Source organism: Sphingobacterium micropteri (assembly GCF_014692515.1).
Lineage (GTDB): Bacteria > Bacteroidota > Bacteroidia > Sphingobacteriales > Sphingobacteriaceae > Sphingobacterium > Sphingobacterium micropteri.
In genome coordinates this window covers 247,271-265,091 of record NZ_JACOIK010000006.1, presented here as the reverse complement: position 1 = coordinate 265,091, position 17,821 = coordinate 247,271, and the positions used below count along the sequence as shown (strand labels likewise).

Annotated in this window: 14 protein-coding genes; all 14 read left to right on the top strand. The window is 42.6% G+C overall.

Going from position 1 to position 17,821, the window contains the following annotated elements:
* Position 1 precedes the first annotated feature (1 nt).
* A complete protein-coding gene (locus H8B06_RS10180) occupies positions 2-1,465 on the top strand; it encodes a SusD/RagB family nutrient-binding outer membrane lipoprotein (RefSeq protein ID WP_190994168.1) in 1,464 nt (487 codons plus the stop codon).
* A gap of 34 nt (positions 1,466-1,499) precedes the next feature.
* Positions 1,500-3,992 carry a phosphocholine-specific phospholipase C gene (locus H8B06_RS10175; RefSeq protein ID WP_317170884.1) on the top strand — a complete coding sequence of 831 codons (2,493 nt, stop codon included), beginning with the start codon at positions 1,500-1,502 and terminating at the stop codon, positions 3,990-3,992.
* A gap of 143 nt (positions 3,993-4,135) precedes the next feature.
* Positions 4,136-5,638: a F0F1 ATP synthase subunit beta gene (atpD, locus tag H8B06_RS10170; RefSeq protein WP_130141840.1), complete on the top strand. Its 1,503-nt coding sequence runs from the start codon at positions 4,136-4,138 to the stop codon at positions 5,636-5,638.
* A 13-nt stretch (positions 5,639-5,651) separates the two neighbouring features.
* Entirely contained in the window at positions 5,652-5,900 is a 249-nt protein-coding gene (atpC, locus tag H8B06_RS10165) for an ATP synthase F1 subunit epsilon (protein ID WP_130141841.1), read from the top strand.
* 320 nt (positions 5,901-6,220) lie between these two features.
* Positions 6,221-7,111: a branched-chain amino acid transaminase gene (locus H8B06_RS10160; RefSeq protein WP_190994167.1), complete on the top strand. Its 891-nt coding sequence runs from the start codon at positions 6,221-6,223 to the stop codon at positions 7,109-7,111.
* Positions 7,095-8,795 (top strand): dihydroxy-acid dehydratase, encoded by a 1,701-nt coding sequence (gene ilvD / locus H8B06_RS10155; protein ID WP_190994166.1) that lies wholly within the window; start codon positions 7,095-7,097, stop codon positions 8,793-8,795. The genes H8B06_RS10160 and ilvD overlap by 17 nt, the downstream gene beginning before the upstream one ends.
* Positions 8,796-8,819: 24 nt before the next feature.
* Positions 8,820-10,562 (top strand): biosynthetic-type acetolactate synthase large subunit, encoded by a 1,743-nt coding sequence (gene ilvB / locus H8B06_RS10150; RefSeq protein WP_190994165.1) that lies wholly within the window; start codon positions 8,820-8,822, stop codon positions 10,560-10,562.
* Between the two features lie 11 nt (positions 10,563-10,573).
* The gene (gene ilvN / locus H8B06_RS10145) at positions 10,574-11,164 is read left to right on the top strand and encodes an acetolactate synthase small subunit (RefSeq protein WP_130141845.1); all 591 of its coding nucleotides are present in this window, start codon (positions 10,574-10,576) and stop codon (positions 11,162-11,164) included.
* A gap of 14 nt (positions 11,165-11,178) precedes the next feature.
* On the top strand, positions 11,179-11,646 hold the full coding sequence (locus H8B06_RS10140; RefSeq protein ID WP_190994164.1) for a DinB family protein: 468 nt from the start codon (positions 11,179-11,181) through the stop codon (positions 11,644-11,646).
* Between the two features lie 37 nt (positions 11,647-11,683).
* The gene (gene ilvC / locus H8B06_RS10135; protein ID WP_190994163.1) at positions 11,684-13,165 is read left to right on the top strand and encodes a ketol-acid reductoisomerase; all 1,482 of its coding nucleotides are present in this window, start codon (positions 11,684-11,686) and stop codon (positions 13,163-13,165) included.
* Positions 13,166-13,259: 94 nt separating this feature from the next.
* Entirely contained in the window at positions 13,260-14,657 is a 1,398-nt protein-coding gene (leuC, locus tag H8B06_RS10130; RefSeq protein ID WP_190994162.1) for a 3-isopropylmalate dehydratase large subunit, read from the top strand.
* Between the two features lie 10 nt (positions 14,658-14,667).
* Positions 14,668-15,270: a 3-isopropylmalate dehydratase small subunit gene (leuD, locus tag H8B06_RS10125; RefSeq protein WP_190994161.1), complete on the top strand. Its 603-nt coding sequence runs from the start codon at positions 14,668-14,670 to the stop codon at positions 15,268-15,270.
* A 5-nt stretch (positions 15,271-15,275) separates the two neighbouring features.
* Positions 15,276-16,733: an ATP-binding cassette domain-containing protein gene (locus H8B06_RS10120; RefSeq protein WP_190994160.1), complete on the top strand. Its 1,458-nt coding sequence runs from the start codon at positions 15,276-15,278 to the stop codon at positions 16,731-16,733.
* Between the two features lie 14 nt (positions 16,734-16,747).
* Positions 16,748-17,821, top strand: a complete 1,074-nt coding sequence (gene leuB, locus H8B06_RS10115; RefSeq protein WP_190994159.1) for a 3-isopropylmalate dehydrogenase — start codon at positions 16,748-16,750, stop codon at positions 17,819-17,821.

Here is a 17,821-nt window from a genome sequence, read left to right as displayed (position 1 = left end):
CATGAAAAATATTATCAACACCTATATTCTTCCGGTTATCCTAGGCGCGACCTTGACAACAACGTCCTGTAGCCATTTCGAAGAAATGAATATAGACCCCAACAATATAGACGTCGTTGTCCCTAACAGTTTAATGAACCCATTGCTGTATGATATGGGCACATTTAGCAGCAACCGGAACTACGACTTCACTTGGCAGCTTATGCAGGTTGGCTTCCCCTATCCCGCAACGGCAACGGGGGTACACCGGTATGACATTACCCCCACAGCCGGAAATGGTACTTGGAATAATAGCTATAACTGGCTACGCAGCATTAGAGAAATGGAAGCGGCTGCGATCGCTGTAGACCAACCTGTTTATCAAGCCATTGCCAAAACGCTGCAAGCGTACAGCGTAGGCATGCTTACGGATGCTTTTGGTGATGTTCCTTTCAGTGAAGCGATCAAATTGGACGAAGGAATCTCTACACCTAAGTTTGATGAACAGCCAGAGATATACCGGGTATTGATCGATGGCTTGGAAGAAGCGAACGATATCTACGCATCCACAGATAGCGAAATGTCAGGTGGCGACATCTTGTTCAATAACAATAAAGAGAATTGGCGAAAATTCAATAACGCTTTGTTAATGCGACTGCTTTTACGTGCTAGCAAAAGAACGGAAATGAACAGTTATGATCGCCTGAAACAGATGATAGACGATCAGACTAAATACCCCGTGTTCGAAAGTAATGCAGAGGCTGCGATATTGAAGATAAATGGCCTAAGCCCCTTTGAATATGCCTGGAACAGACGTCAAGATTATACGCTAACCATAACAAAGGCGGAGTTCTTTGTAGATATGTTGAACGATTATGAAGACCCCAGAAGACCCTTCTTTATGAGTGAAGCCAATTCTATTCCTCCCGGAACAAATCTTGGGTACAAAGGAATCCCGGCCGCTCATGATCCTGCGGCTACATTCAATTTTACACCCAGTATTCCCAATCCAGATCTTATGATTCCGGCAACACTGGGAACCGTCATCCATGAAATTATTATGCCTTATGCTGAAGTGGAGTTTATAAAAAGTGAAGTGTATCTTCACTTCGGGGATTTGGAGAATGCGGAGGAAGCGTATAAAAAAGGCACCATAGCCGGCATTACCCAATGGGTAGGCATATCGTCTCCGGGTGAAACCTATTTCGACAATCCGCTCACGGCATTTAATGGTACTTTAGAACGCATTATGAACCAGAAATATCTTGCGCTGTATATGTGTGATTATCAGCAATGGTTTGAATATCGGAGGACAGGATTTCCAGTACTTCCAAAAACGGAGTACATGCTGCATGGGGGTGAAATGCCTAAACGGTTTATGTACCACGACAGGCTATCGATAACTAATCCCGAAAACTACAAAATCGCGTCTGACAAGCTGGAGCACGGAGACTCTCCTCTCTCGCGTGTATGGTGGGAAAAATAGTTAACATACGATAGGGTCCGCGATAAACCAAAAGATGATGAACAACCAACGAAGAGATTTTTTAAAAAAAGCACTATTACTCACCGGGATGGCTGGAATCGAACAGACGATTCCGGCAGCCATCCAGCGGGCTTTAGCCATTGAACCAATGCCGGGAAGCTCCTTTATGGATGCGGAACATATTGTTATCCTCATGCAGGAAAATCGATCGTTTGATCATGGATTTGGATCATTAAATGGCATCAGGGGCTTTAATGACCCGCGGTACATAAAGCTTCCCAATGGAAACCCCATTTGGTTCCAACCCGACAGGCAAGGGAACACTTATGCTCCATTCCGCCTAAATCTAATGGATTCCAAATCGACATGGATGGGGGCCGTACCGCATTCCCGACACAGCCAGGTGGATGCGTTTAATGACGGACACTATGACGGGTGGATCGAAGCAAAACGCGTTGGAAAGGACTATGCAAATATACCCCTAACCATGGGGTATTACAATAGACAGGATATCCCGTTCAATTATGCGTTAGCGGATGCGTTTACAATCTGCGACCAACATTTTTGTTCAGCGATGTCCAGCACCTGGCCCAATCGCTTTTTCTTTTGGACAGGCACGGTCAGAGCAGCACAGAATAAAAATGCTAAAGCCGAAATGCGGAACGAATTACCTTTTGGGGCTGGGAAATGGCCGACGTTCCCCGAGCTGCTTGAGGATACCGGAATTCCATGGAAAATTTATCAAAACGATGTAAGCTGTGGGGGCGGCTTCAGTGGAGAGGAACGTTCTTGGCTCGCGAGCTTTAGCTGCAACCCGCTGGAACGATTTCAGAAATATAATGTGCAGTTTTCGGACCGCTATATTACGAACCTAGAAATACAGGTTGATCAGCTACCCAAAGAAATTGCAGTCCTCGAAGAACAGCTACAGAAGATGTCGCGCGAGGACAAACAATATCATAAGGTACAGGATGCCCTGAAACAAAAGAAAAAGGTTTTACAAACTGCAGAACAAGCGTTAGAAACCTGGTCGCCGTCTAACTTTAGCAAGCTTCCTCAACACGAAAAAAATCTCTACCAAAAAGCATTTATCACCAATAAAAATGATCCGGATTACCGCCGCTTGGATAAACTTCAATATACAGACCATAAAGGCAAAAAACAAGAAATGGATATTCCCAAAGGGGATATCCTCCACCAGTTTAGGCAAGATGTACAAGACGGAGCGTTACCGGCGGTGTCTTGGTTAATCCCAGCACAACGCTATTCAGATCATCCCAGTTCACCGTGGTATGGCTCTTGGTATATTTCGGAAATCATCGATATTCTCACACAAAACCCCAAGGTTTGGCAGAAGACTATCTTTATTTTGACATATGATGAAAATGATGGGTATTTTGATCATATTCCTCCTTTTACACCTCCCAACCCTTATGTGGCGAATAGTGGAAAATGCTCGGCGGGAATAGATCCAGCAATAGAGTATATCACCGCAGAACAAGAACTCGCCGAAGGGAGAAGTAAAAAAACAGTCCGTACAGGCCCGATAGGACTCGGATACCGGGTTCCACTAATAGTTGCATCGCCTTGGAGCAAAGGAGGGAAAGTTTGCTCACAGGTTTTCGACCATACATCCACGTTACAATTTCTGGAAAAATTCTTGAGCCATAAATATAATTGTCGTATCGCATCGGATCAAATCAGCGATTGGCGACGGACGATTTGTGGGGATTTAACAGCTATATTCAACCCCGCTGACAACCCGAAAGCAAATGATGAACTTCCATTCATAAAGCGCAATTCCTATTTAGAAAACATTCACCAGACACAATATAAAGCGCTACCGACCTTTGGTCTGCTTACAGCAAAAGATATAGCAAAAGGCAAAGATCGCCCACATCATGTCGACCTTATGCCGAAGCAAGAACAGGGAATACGTCGTTCCTGTTCTTTACCTTACGAGCTATACGTGGAAGGAAAAATAACAGAAGGTGCTTTTGATCTGGAGTTCCGTGTCGACAACACCATTTTTGGCGATAGAAGCGCCGGCTCTCCTTTTACGGTATATGCAGCCGGAACCATACGTCATTATGCTGTTAAGGCTGGCGACAGCCTCTCCGATAGGTTTGTCTATGCACCAAAACAGGGGATGGATCTACACGTACATGGTCCTAATGGCTTTTTTCGACGTTTTAAGGACAAACATCATCCTGCACCTATATCTACATCATTGGATTATGAACGCGAGGCTAAAAATTTTACAGGAAGGATCCAATTATCATTGGAAAACAAGTCACAGCAAACAATACAAATTTATATCCAAGATAAAGGTTATGGACAAAAAACGAGAACGCTACATGTAGCAGCTGGAAAGCGGCTTGTGGAACTTATCGACTTACAAGCTAGTCAGCATTGGTACGACTTTGAGATAACGGCAAACGGCTATCCAGATTTTCTATGGGCCTACGCCGGACGTGTTGAAACTGGACATTTAGGATATACAGATCCCCAGATCGCGCAAGTATAAATTAACTAAATACGCTATAAAAGAAAAATATTATCAATAAGCGTTTTGCTTTTAATAAGATATAGTTTATTTTTGCATTCCAAAATGCGGATGTATAAAACCATTCGCTGTAAATTGATTAATAATTATTTAGTCCCTATAATATGCCCAATATTGGTAAAATAGCGCAGATTATCGGCCCAGTAGTTGACGTCAACTTCGCCGACAATGACAATCTTCCTAAAATTTATGATGCCTTGTATATTGAAAAAGACAATGGTCAACGCATCGTTTTGGAAGTTCAACAACACTTAGGTGAGGACCGTGTCCGTACCATCGCAATGGACGCAACGGAAGGTTTGGTACGCGGAATGAAAGTCGTTGACACGGGTGCTCCGATCAAAATGCCTGTTGGCGAAGAAATCAAAGGTCGTGTATTCAACGTCGTTGGTGGCGCCATCGATGGTATCCAAGATTTGGACACAACAAATGGACGTCCTATCCACAACGAACCGCCTAAATTCGATGAACTATCTACCGAAACAGAAGTATTATTTACAGGTATTAAAGTAATTGACCTACTAGAACCATACGCTAAAGGTGGTAAAATCGGTTTATTCGGTGGTGCCGGAGTAGGTAAAACAGTATTGATTCAAGAATTGATCAATAATATCGCTAAAGGCCATGGTGGTCTTTCCGTATTCGCAGGTGTTGGAGAGCGTACACGTGAGGGAAATGACCTATTGCGAGAAATGCTTGAATCAGGCATTATTAAATATGGTGAGCATTTCATGGAGGGCATGGAAAAGGGTGAATGGCCGTTAGACAAAGTAGATAATGAATTACTTAAAGATTCAAAATGTACATTCGTTTTTGGTCAGATGAATGAGCCTCCTGGGGCGCGTGCTCGCGTGGCATTATCGGGACTAACAGTAGCCGAATATTTCCGTGACGGAGATGGACAAGGACAAGGACGTGATGTACTTTTCTTTATCGACAACATCTTCCGTTTTACACAAGCGGGTTCTGAAGTATCTGCACTTTTAGGTCGTATGCCATCAGCCGTAGGTTACCAACCGACGCTAGCAACAGAGATGGGTCTAATGCAAGAACGTATTACGTCTACTAAAAACGGATCCATTACGTCAGTGCAAGCCGTATATGTACCTGCCGATGACTTAACTGACCCTGCACCGGCGACAACTTTCGCCCACTTGGATGCAACAACCGTATTATCTCGTAAAATTGCGGAGTTAGGTATTTACCCTGCAGTTGACCCATTGGACTCCACTTCTCGTATCTTGTCCCCAGCAGTATTAGGTGACGAACATTATAATACCGCACAACGCGTAAAAGAAATTTTGCAACGTTATAAAGAACTTCAAGATATCATCGCTATCCTCGGTATGGACGAGTTATCGGAAGAAGATAAGCTAACGGTTCACCGCGCACGTCGTGTACAACGTTTCTTATCCCAACCATTCCATGTAGCAGAACAATTTACTGGTTTAAAAGGTGTGCTTGTTGATATCAAAGATACGATTAAAGGTTTCAATATGATTATTGACGGTGAAGTAGACGAATATCCGGAAGCTGCATTTAACTTAGTAGGTAACATCGAAGAGGCTATCGAAAAAGGCAAAAAATTATTAGCAGAAGCCGTTTAATAGATGAGATAGAATGAAATTAACGATTATTACTCCAGATAAATTAGCATACGACGGTGACGCTACGGCTGTAACGGTACCTGGCAGTGCTGGATCCTTTCAAATTTTGCAAGACCACGCACCTATCGTATCTACTTTGGAAGACGGAAAAGTTATTATTCGGAATGCACAAGGCCATACGGTTTTCATTATCAAAGGCGGTGTCGTCGAAGCAAAAGACAATAATATTACGGTCTTAGCAGAAGGAATCATCGAAGAATAATAAACTAAAAAATAACATTTAATAATATAGCCCACGGTATAAACTGTGGGCTATTTTTTTCAACTTTCCGCCTACTTTTACCTATTTTAAGAAGAATTTTATACTTTTTCGGCAAAAACCCTATTTTAAGAAACTATACCGATTTTAATTTTAGTCTACAAAGACAAAAATTAAGTATCGAAAATATAATATTTATTGAAATAATATTTTAACATTACCCAGTTAACAAAACAATAAACTTTTTTAAAATTCTTTGTTTTGCTATTGTAAAGAATTTTTAATAGCGCTACCTTGACCTTAGTGAAATTGAGGGAGACACTATGCAGTATTATAATCAGGAGACTTACATTTATTTGGACGGCGATTTTGTGAAAGCCACAGATGCTGGAATAGATTTATTCGGTCAATCGTTGCATTACGGGTATGGCGCTTTCGAAGGATTGAGAGCATACAGCACACACCATGGTATCAGAATTTTCAAAGCAGAAGAACATTTCATACGTCTACAACGTTCTTGTGAAGCCATCAACCTCCCCTACCCCTGGGATAATCAAGTATTGATAGAAAAATCGTACGCCTTATTGGAAGCCAATAATCTGCGATCTGCCTATATACGTCCCCTTGTGTTTTCCGGCTCGAATATGCATCTTACTTCAGCAAAAGATGCGCATATCATGATTGCAGCATGGGAATGGGGACCTTATTTGGGGCAAAATCTCCTTCGTGTTTGCACATCTAAAGTTCAGCGTCTTCATCCCAAGTCTTTTCATATCGAAGCCAAGGTTTCGGGCCAATACATCAATGCCATTTTAGCATCAAGTGAAGCTATACGTGAAGGATATGATGAGGCACTTATGCTGGACCATGATGGTTTTTTAGCCCAAGCATCGAGTGAAAATCTATTTATTGAAAAAGATCTGAAGCTCTATACGCCGCCCTTAGGAAATATATTTCCGGGCATTACACGGCAAACAGTGATAGAATTGTGCAAAGGTTTAAATATTGACGTAGTAGAAAAAAAACTCACCATTCAAGACGTCCATGAAGCGGATAGTGCATTCCTATGCGGTACTGCAGCCGAAATCATCGGCATTAAGGAAGTGGATGGTATTATCTATAAAGAAGACTGGGAGCACACTATCGGAGCTTCCATACAGCGGAAATATAAAAAATTAGTTTTAGAAGAAGAGAATTATGAAGTCATCATCTGACAAGAAAAGTGTCATGAACAAGTACAGTCGTATTTTTACACAAGATGAAACGCAACCTGCAGCGAAGGCCATGTTATATGGCATAGGGCTTACCGATGCCGATATGGACAAAGCACAAGTCGGGATTGCTAGTATGGGATACGACGGAAACACCTGTAATATGCACTTGAACGATCTGGCCCAATTGGTAAAACAAGGTATTTGGGGCAGCGATTTAGTTGGGCTTACATTCGGAACAATCGGTGTAAGTGATGGTATGAGCAACGGTACCGAAGGAATGCGCTATTCGTTGGTATCGCGTGATGTTATTGCAGACAGTATCGAAACCATCTGTGGTGGCCAATATTATGATGGTGTGGTCGCTATTCCTGGCTGTGACAAGAATATGCCTGGAGCTATTATGGCAATGGGTAGATTAAACCGTCCGGCTATTATGGTGTATGGGGGAACGATTGCACCGGGTCATTATAAAGGTGAAGAATTAAATATTGTATCCGCTTTCGAAGCCTTGGGTAAAAAGATCGCGGGCACAATTTCGGACGAGGATTACGACGGTGTTATCCGCCATACTTGTCCCGGCGCAGGCGCCTGTGGCGGGATGTACACCGCTAACACGATGGCGTCTGCTATTGAGGCCTTGGGCATGAGCTTACCGTATTCCTCTTCTAATCCGGCTATATCAGAGGAGAAAAAGAAGGAATGTCTGGAAGTAGGAAAATACATGCATAGGCTTTTGGAAAAAGACATCAGACCTACTGATATTATGACCCGCAAAGCTTTCGAAAATGCGATGCGTGTGATTGTTGTTATGGGCGGATCGACAAATGCGGTATTGCACTTTATTGCTATAGGTAAAGCAGTAGGTGTCGATATCACACCGGATGATTTCCAAAGGATGTCTGACGAAACGCCTGTATTAGCAGATTTCAAGCCCTCGGGCAAATTCTTAATGCAAGATTTACAACAGTACGGTGGTACGCCTGCCGTCATGAAATACCTATTAGATGAAGGGTTATTACATGGCGATTGTTTGACGGTTACGGGAAAAACTATAGCGGAGAATTTAGCGGATGTTAAATCGATTATGGAATATGATCAAGCTATTGTACAGCCATTGGATAAGCCGATTAAAGCTACGGGACACCTACAAATCTTGTACGGAAACTTAGCAGAACAAGGTTCGGTCGCTAAAATTTCCGGTAAGGAAGGAGAAAAATTTACCGGTACGGCTCGCGTGTTTGATGGCGAACAAGATTTAGCAAAAGGCGTTGCTTCCGGACGCGTTAAACCGGGTGACGTCATTGTCATTAAAAATGAGGGACCGAAAGGTGCTCCCGGCATGCCAGAAATGTTGAAACCAACCGCTTTGATCATCGGGGCAGGTCTTGGAAAATCCGTCGCTCTGATCACAGATGGTCGTTTTTCTGGCGGTACGCACGGGTTCGTCGTAGGACATATCACACCGGAAGCCTATGAAGGCGGTCTTATCGGCCTCGTTCATGACGATGACATCATTGAAATTGATGCCGTAAACAATACCATCAATGTAAATCTCTCGGATGAAGAGATTGCTACTCGTCGGGCAAACTGGAAACAACCGGCATTAAAAGTAAACAAAGGTGTATTATATAAATATGCGAAAACCGTAGCCAATGCTTCACAGGGCTGCGTAACAGATTTGTAAATCAAAAACCTCAATACTATTAAAATGAGTACACTGGAAAAAACGCTATCGAAGCCACAAGAGTCAACAGCTCCGAAAACCCAATTAAGTGGGTCTCAAGCTGTATTGGAGGCTTTGATTCAGGAAGGGGTAGATACCATATTTGGTTATCCAGGTGGGGCAATTATGCCTATATACGATGCGTTATACGATTATAACGATAAGCTTAATCATATCTTGGTGCGCCATGAGCAAGGTGGAATTCATGCGGCTCAAGGTTATGCCCGCACGTCTGGACGCGTCGGTGTCGCTTTCGCAACTAGTGGCCCAGGCGCAACTAATTTAGTTACCGGACTAGCTGACGCCATGATTGACAGTAATCCTATCGTATGTATTACGGGACAAGTTTTTGCTTCCTTGTTGGGAACGGATGCCTTCCAGGAAACGGATGTTATTAATATCACAACGCCGGTCACGAAATGGAATTATCAAGTTACTGATGCTACGGAAATTCCAAGTGTATTGGCAAAAGCATTCTATATCGCAAAAACCGGACGTCCCGGACCCGTTTTAATTGATATTACCAAAAATGCACAGATACAATTGTTTGATTATAAGGGTTATGAAAAATGCGATCACGTTCGTAGCTACAGACCCAAGCCGATTGTACGCAAAGAATATGTAGAAAAGGCAGCCGAGCTTATTAACAATGCAAAGAAACCTTTCGTTTTGTTCGGGCAAGGTGTCATTTTAGGCAAGGCAGAACAAGATTTTAAAGACTTTATCGAAAAGGGTGGTTTTCCGGCAGCAACAACCGTCATGGGATTAAGTGCATTGGAAACGGATCATCCATTGCATGTTGGTATGCTGGGTATGCATGGAAACTATGCGCCTAATGTCATGACCAATGAATGTGATGTATTGATCGCCGTTGGGATGCGTTTTGACGACCGCGTAACCGGTCGATTGGACAAATATGCCAAGCAGGCAAAAATCGTTCATTTGGATATTGATCCAGCCGAAATCGACAAAAATGTGACCGCAGCCGTGCCCGTATGGGGTGATTGTAAAGAGACCCTTCCGATGTTGACGCAGCTGATCGAAAAACATGATCATAGTGCTTGGTTAGCGGAATTTCGTGAATTAGCGAAAAAGGAAGTTAAAGAAGTCATCCAGGATGAATTGAACCCGACGTCAGATATCATGACGATGGGAGAAGTGATTAAGGTTTTGAATGAATTAACCGGGGGTGACGCGATTATCGTAACCGATGTGGGGCAACACCAAATGGTTACTTGTCGCTATGCAAAATTCAATAAATCAAAGTCGAATGTCACATCTGGCGGATTAGGCACGATGGGATTTGGGTTACCTGCCGCTATTGGCGCATGGTATGGAGCCCCCGAGCGTGATGTCGTTGCGATCATTGGTGACGGTGGAATTCAAATGACAATCCAAGAACTAGGAACGATCATGCAATTCGGTGCAAAGGTCAAAATCCTTATTCTCAACAATGAGTTTCTAGGTATGGTACGTCAATGGCAGCAGTTATTTAACGACAAACGTTATTCTTTTGTCAACATCACGAGTCCAGATTTTGTAGCCGTAGCAAACGGATACCATATTGAAGGAAACAAAATTTCCGAACGTAAAGATCTACACAATGCATTGAAAACTATGCTTGACCATGATGGATCTTACTTATTGGAGATTATGGTGGGCAAGGAAAACAATGTTTTCCCTATGGTTCCACAGGGTGCATCTGTATCGGAAATACGTTTAAAGTAAAAAGTAAAAAAATGGAAAAACAAGAATATACGATTACGTTATACACAGAGAATTCTATCGGTATGATAGGGCGCATCTCTGGTATCTTTTCCAGAAGAAAAATCAATGTAGAAAGCTTGAACACCTCACCATCAGAGGTAGAAGGCATCCACCGTTTCACCATTTTAATTAATGAGAGCGAAGATGTGGTCCGCAAATTGTGTCGGCAGATCGAAAAACAAGTAGAAGTTTTAAAAGCCTATTACAATACGGACGAAGAATTAATCTGGCAAGAACAAGCCCTTTACAAAGTTCCAACAGAAATCATTGCAGAGAAAGCATCTGTGGAACGCTTGCTTCGGGAATATGGTGCTTCTGCCGTGGTCATCCGGCATGATTACACGGTATTTGAAACCGCAGGCCATCGGGAAGAAATCGACCGTCTGACAGCAGCCCTAGGTGAATACGGCCTCATCGAATTTGTACGCGGTGCTCGTATTGCCATCATCAAGGATAGTGCTGGATTCCATACAAAAATAAAACAGTTTGAACGCGAAGAACCTGCTCCGGAAATCGTGGAAAATGAATATCTCGATCAGCAGGAGAAAGTGTTTACGATGTAGAAATGGGAAAGAAAATGACAGAAACATTTAAATTTATTATAGATAGCCGTAACGCTTTTATCCGCTTATTAGATGAACTCACTTTAGACGAACTGAATCAAATTCCGGAAGGCTTTAATAACAATATCATCTGGAACTTTGGGCATATCGTCGTGAGTACACAAACCCTGTGCTATATACGGACAGGTATCCATTCCGACACGTCAACTGTCAAGTATTTAGACGCTTATAAAAAAGGCTCCAAGCCTACCTATTTTGTCTCGGCAGAAGAAGTAACCGAGCTTAAGCAACTGGCTATTTCGAGTATTCAAAAGCTGCAGGAAGATTACCAAAAAGGGATTTTCGAAAAAATTGTGCCGTTTGACACATCCACCTTTGGTGTGCTCATAAACAATATCGAAGAGCTTCTAATCACAACTGTGGGCCATGACAATACACACTTCGGTTACGCAATAGCTCAACGGAGAACAATTAAAAAATAAATCAATCAAAAACAAACGTATTATAATAACAAAAACAATGGCAAATTATTTTAACACATTACCTCTTAGAGAGCAGTTAAATCAATTAGGACACGCTGAATTTATGGATTCAAATGAATTTTCAGATGGCGTTAATGCTTTAAAAGGTAAAAAAATCGTAATCGTAGGTTGTGGTGCGCAGGGCTTGAACCAAGGCTTAAACCTTAGAGATAGCGGATTAGACGTTTCTTATGCATTACGTAAAGAAGCTATTGAACAAAAAAGAGATTCTTGGAAAAATGCCACGGATAACAACTTCAACGTAGGAACCTACGAAGAATTGATTCCATCGGCAGATTTAGTAATTAACTTAACACCTGATAAACAACATACATCGGTTATCAATGCTGTTCAGCCATTGATGAAAGAGGGAGCTGCTCTATCCTATTCACACGGCTTCAATATCGTGGAAGAAGGTATGCAGATACGTAAAGACATTACGGTTCTCATGGTAGCGCCTAAATGTCCGGGTTCTGAAGTCCGTGCGGAATATTTAAGAGGTTTCGGTGTTCCTACTTTAATTGCGGTACACCCAGAAAATGATCCAGAAGGCAAGGGATGGCCGTATGCAAAAGCATATTGTGTAGGTACTGGTGGACACCGTGCGGGTGTATTGAAGTCTTCATTCGTAGCCGAAGTTAAGTCTGACTTGATGGGTGAGCAAACTATCCTTTGTGGTTTGTTGCAAACCGGTTCCATTCTATCCTTTGATAAAATGGTAGAGAAAGGCATCGATCCAGGTTACGCTTCGAAATTAGTACAATATGGTGTAGAGGTTATCACAGAAGCCTTGAAACATGGTGGCGTAAGTGGCATGCTCGATCGTCTGTCCAACCCAGCAAAAATCAAAGCTTTCCAAATATCTGAAGAACTAAAAGATATCATGCGTCCATTATTCCAAAAACACCAAGACGATATCATGTCGGGCGAATTTAGCAAAACCATGATGGAAGACTGGGCAAACGGAGATGCTAATCTATTAAAATGGAGAGCAGAAACAGGTGAAACTGCTTTTGAAAAAACACCTGCTGGTGATGTAAAAATCAACGAACAGGAATACTTTGACAATTATTTACTCATGGTTGCTTTCGTAAGAGCAGGGGTAGAGTTAGCATTTGAAACCATGGTGGAAGCGGGCATTAAACCGGAATCAGCCTACTACGAATCCCTACATGAAACACCTTTGATTGCAAATACGATTGCTCGTAAAAAATTATTCGAAATGAATCGTGTCATTTCAGACACGGCGGAATATGGCTGTTACTTATTCGATCAGGCGTGTAAACCGTTATTAGCTGATTTCATGAAAAAAGTAGATACAGATATCGTTGGCAAAAACTTCAACGACGGTAAAGACGGATCCGTAGATAATGTTCAGCTTGTACAAGTTAACGAGATCTTACGTAACCACCCTGTAGAAACCGTAGGCGTTAGATTACGTAAAGCGATGACGGCGATGAAGGCCATAAAAACTGTATAATTAAGTGAGGAGTGATGAGTAATCAGTGATGCGTAAAAGTTAGTAGCCTATAGTTACTGGTCACTGATTACTTTGTTACTTAAAGAAGAGAGAAATGGGAAAAACATTAGTAGAGAAGATTTGGGATGCGCACGTTGTCAAACGTCAAGAGGGCTTCCCTGATATTTTGTACATCGATACACATTTGATTCATGAGGTAACTTCGCCTCAAGCATTCGACGGATTACGGAAAAGAGGAATACCCGTTTTTCGCCCCAATCAAACAGTAGCCACTGCCGATCATAACGTGCCTACACTTAATCAACATCTCCCCATTCAGGAGGAACTTTCGCGCTATCAAGTGGATATGTTGACCAAAAACTGTAAAGAGTTCGGCGTTGAACTATATGGCCTGGGACACCCTTATCAAGGTATCGTCCACGTTATCGGTCCGGAGTTAGGTATTACCCAACCCGGAAAAACAATGGTATGTGGAGACAGTCATACTTCTACGCACGGTGCTTTTGGTGCTATTGCATTTGGAATTGGAACATCGCAGGTAGAGCAGGTATTTGCTACCCAATGTCTATTGCAACAAAAGCCAAAAACGATGAAAATCGAAGTCAATGGCGAATTGGCAAAGGGCGTTGGTGCAAAAGATATCGTATTGTATATTATATCTAAAACAACGGCTGCTGGCGGCACAGGGTATTTCGTCGAATTTGCAGGTTCAGCCATTCGCTCGTTAAGTATGGAAGGCCGGATGACAGTTTGTAACATGAGTATAGAAATGGGTGCCCGCGGTGGACTTATTGCGCCGGACCAAACCACATTCGACTACGTTCATGGTCGGGAATTTGCTCCTAAAGGCGAAGACTGGGATAAGGCTCTTGCCTATTGGCAAACATTATATTCCGATGAAGATGCCCAATTCGATGTCGTATTAGAATTTGATGCGGCCGACATTCAACCTATGATCACTTACGGGACAAATCCGGGAATGGGAATTGGCATTTCGAACGCCATTCCGGCAACTGCCGATCAACCCGAGTCAGAACGCCCATCTTACAAAAAAGCATTGGATTACATGGGCTTCCAGGATAATGAAACATTATTGGGACATCCTGTAGATTATGTTTTCATCGGTTCTTGTACGAACTCCCGTATTGAGGATCTACGGGCTGTTGCTTCTTTTGTACAAGGCAAGAAAAAGGCTGATAATGTAGAGGTATGGATTGTTCCAGGCTCTAAACAGGTAGAAGCGCAGGCGAAAGAAGAAGGCATAGACAAAATATTTGAGGAAGCAGGCTTTATGCTTCGCGAACCAGGTTGTTCAGCTTGTTTGGGGATGAACGAGGATAAAATCCCAGCGGGAAAATATTGTGTTTCGACTTCTAACAGAAACTTTGAAGGCCGGCAGGGTCCGAATGCACGCACCATGCTTGCTAGCCCACTGACTGCTGCTGCTGCTGCTGTAAGCGGAAAGATTGTGGATATTCGAGAATTGATTTAAGAAGGCTGAAATGAAAAAATTTGAAAAATTAACATCCTCGGTAGTACCGTTACCTATCGAGAATGTCGACACCGATCAGATTATCCCTGCACGCTTTTTGAAAGCGACCACAAGAGAGGGGTTTGGTGATAACTTATTCCGCGACTGGCGCTATGATAGTGACGGACAACCAAAAGCGGACTTCGTGATGAACAATCCAACATACAGCGGAAAAATATTGGTAGCTGGTAAAAATTTCGGTTGTGGCTCTTCTCGCGAACATGCTGCATGGGCCATCCAAGATTATGGTTTCGACGTCGTCATCAGTTCATTCTTTGCCGATATTTTCAAAGGCAATGCACTAAACAATGCGGTCTTACCCATTACTGTTCCCGATGAATTTTTAGAGAAAATATTTGATGTCGTTTTTGCGAATCCGAATGCGGAACTAACCGTTGATTTAGAGGCACAAACCGTAACTATCAATGCTACGGGGGACAGCTTTACATTTGAAATCAACCCGTACAAAAAATCTTGTTTAATTAACGGCTATGATGATATCGACTACATCTTGAGCCATACAGCAGAAATCGAAGAATTTGAAAGAATAAGACCTTTTTCATTTTATCGTTAATTATAATGATTCACCATAATCCTGTCGTCCATATAACGCATTTGAATGTCCAATACGCCGGTCAGGCGGTGTTGTCAGATTTCAATTGGGCGGTATATCCGGGTGAAAATTGGGTTATCGGAGGTAAAAGTGGAACAGGGAAAACTTCTTTGGCTAAAGTGATCGTGGGAGAAGAGAAAGCCACAGGAGAGATTACCTTTCATTTTAATGAACATAGCGCGTGCCCGCCACGCGCTTATTACGTTTCCAACTGGTATCAATTTACCAACCTGGAAGGAGACCGGAACTTCTATTATCAACAACGCTATAATAAGTTCCAGAAAAACGACACGCTCACTGTCTACGCTGACCTCATCCATTTCGGTCAGAAAAACGATCTTCGTTATGCGGACGCCGAGCCTATTTTGTACGCACTGGGTTTCGAAAACTGTAAAGATACACAGCTGATTGAGCTGTCTAGTGGTGAGCATAAAAAATTGCAATTGGTACAGGCGCTCTGGCTTAATCCACAACTTTTAATCATTGACGAGCCCTTCACAGGGCTTGACAAACAGTCGAGAGCTAACCTTCTGGATCTTTTCAATGAAATTGCTGATAAAGGAACAACATTGATCCTCATAACGAACGATTCACAACTCCCTTCTTGCATCAATCGTTTTGCAGAGATCGAAAACGGCCGGCTTAAAGTGGTAGAACAGGTGAAGGATTTATCTAAAGATAATGTTCGCGAAAAGAAGCCTCTCCCCTATTTTCTGCAGCAAGAACCAGAGACCACCAGCCAAAATATAGTTGAGCTGAAAAACGTGTCTGTTCGCTACGGTGACAAAGTCGTATTAAAAAATGTAAGTTGGAAAGTAAAGGCCGGCGAAAAGTGGTTGTTGCAGGGACCAAATGGTTCGGGTAAATCCACTTTATTAAGCCTATTGAACGGTGATCACCCGCAAGCCTATGCTTCAGACATTTGGTTGTTTGGAACGAAACGCGGTTCAGGCGAGAGCATTTGGGACATTAAAGAAAAGGTTGGCATTATCTCACCAGAGATGCATTGGTATTTTGACCGAAATGCTACCGTATGGCATACCGTGGCATCGGGGTTTTACGATAGTATCGGTTGGTTTATGGATGTGAAGTACGAAGAAAAAAAACGTATGGAGCAGCTATTGGATTTCTTTGATCTGTTGCCCTATAAAGACCAATTGCTTCACACGCTTCCGTTAGGAAAGCAGCGCTTGGCTCTTTTGGCAAGAACCATTATCAAAAACCCACCATTACTGATACTAGATGAGCCATGCCAAGGACTGGATGTCGCACAAACTATACATTTCAATGCCGTGGTAGATGAGCTGTGTGCACATGGCAATACACTAATTTACGTCGGTCATTATGAATCACAATTACCGTCTTGCATAGAACATAAATTTATCTTGGAAAAAGGTGAGGTGTTACAGGAAGTAACGATATAAATAATTATATACAAATGAACAAAAATATTTTAATCATCCCCGGAGATGGTATTGGGCAAGAAGTAACGACATGGGGAAAACAAGCGTTAGAAGCAGTTGCTAGAAAATACGGCCATGTATTTAGCTTCGATGAAGCTATTATGGGACATACGGCTATTGAAGCGACCGGCAATCCGCTACCCGATGAAACGCTAGAAAAAGCAAAAGCATCGGATGCTATTCTTTTCGGCGCTATTGGACATGCTAAATACGATAATGATCCGTCGGCGAAAGTAAGACCCGAACAAGGCTTACTGAAAATACGGAAAGAGTTAGGGTTATATGCCAACCTTCGTCCTATATTATTATTTGATGAATTGCTAGAGGCATCCAGCCTAAAGCCGGAAGTCCTACGTGGAACAGATATTTTATTTTTCCGCGAGTTGACTGGCGATGTATATTTTGGCGAAAAAACACGTAGCGATGATAACACCTTCGCTTCAGATTTAATGAATTATCACCGCTATGAAGTAGAACGCATTGCACGTAAAGCGTATGAGGCGGCTCGTACGCGTAACAAAAAGCTATGCTCCGTTGATAAAGCAAACGTATTGGAAACGTCACGCTTATGGCGCGATGTTGTACAGGAAATCGCACGTGAATATCCAGATGTAGAAACGGAACATATGTTTATCGATAATGCGGCGATGCAATTGGTGAAAAACCCTAAAAAGTTCGATGTCGTATTAACAGCCAATCTGTTTGGAGATATCTTAACAGACGAGGCTTCACAAATTGCGGGTTCGATGGGTATGTTGGCGTCTGCATCTATAGGTGATGGAACAGGATTTTTCGAACCTATTCACGGGTCGGCACATGACATTGCCGGACAAAACAAAGCGAATCCATTGGCTTCTATTCTATCAGCAGCATTAATGCTTGATATTGCATTCGGGCTACAGGAAGAAGCCAAAGCGGTAACACAAGCTGTCGCAGATACGCTAAAAGCAGGTTGGAGAACGGGTGATATCGCTAACGCGAACACATCTGCTACACATATATTAGGCACAAACGAGATGGGAGCCAAAGTATTGGAATATTTGAGATAA

Excerpts from the sequence above, each read along its gene's own strand:
- H8B06_RS10180 (WP_190994168.1), top strand. The coding sequence starts at position 2 with ATGAAAAATATTATCAACACCTATATTCTTCCGGTTATCCTAGGCGCG.
- H8B06_RS10175 (WP_317170884.1), top strand. The coding sequence starts at position 1,500 with ATGATGAACAACCAACGAAGAGATTTTTTAAAAAAAGCACTATTACTC.
- atpD (WP_130141840.1), top strand. The coding sequence starts at position 4,136 with ATGCCCAATATTGGTAAAATAGCGCAGATTATCGGCCCAGTAGTTGAC.
- atpC (WP_130141841.1), top strand. The coding sequence starts at position 5,652 with ATGAAATTAACGATTATTACTCCAGATAAATTAGCATACGACGGTGAC.
- H8B06_RS10160 (WP_190994167.1), top strand. The coding sequence starts at position 6,221 with ATGCAGTATTATAATCAGGAGACTTACATTTATTTGGACGGCGATTTT.
- ilvD (WP_190994166.1), top strand. The coding sequence starts at position 7,095 with ATGAAGTCATCATCTGACAAGAAAAGTGTCATGAACAAGTACAGTCGT.
- ilvB (WP_190994165.1), top strand. The coding sequence starts at position 8,820 with ATGAGTACACTGGAAAAAACGCTATCGAAGCCACAAGAGTCAACAGCT.
- ilvN (WP_130141845.1), top strand. The coding sequence starts at position 10,574 with ATGGAAAAACAAGAATATACGATTACGTTATACACAGAGAATTCTATC.
- H8B06_RS10140 (WP_190994164.1), top strand. The coding sequence starts at position 11,179 with ATGACAGAAACATTTAAATTTATTATAGATAGCCGTAACGCTTTTATC.
- ilvC (WP_190994163.1), top strand. The coding sequence starts at position 11,684 with ATGGCAAATTATTTTAACACATTACCTCTTAGAGAGCAGTTAAATCAA.
- leuC (WP_190994162.1), top strand. The coding sequence starts at position 13,260 with ATGGGAAAAACATTAGTAGAGAAGATTTGGGATGCGCACGTTGTCAAA.
- leuD (WP_190994161.1), top strand. The coding sequence starts at position 14,668 with ATGAAAAAATTTGAAAAATTAACATCCTCGGTAGTACCGTTACCTATC.
- H8B06_RS10120 (WP_190994160.1), top strand. The coding sequence starts at position 15,276 with ATGATTCACCATAATCCTGTCGTCCATATAACGCATTTGAATGTCCAA.
- leuB (WP_190994159.1), top strand. The coding sequence starts at position 16,748 with ATGAACAAAAATATTTTAATCATCCCCGGAGATGGTATTGGGCAAGAA.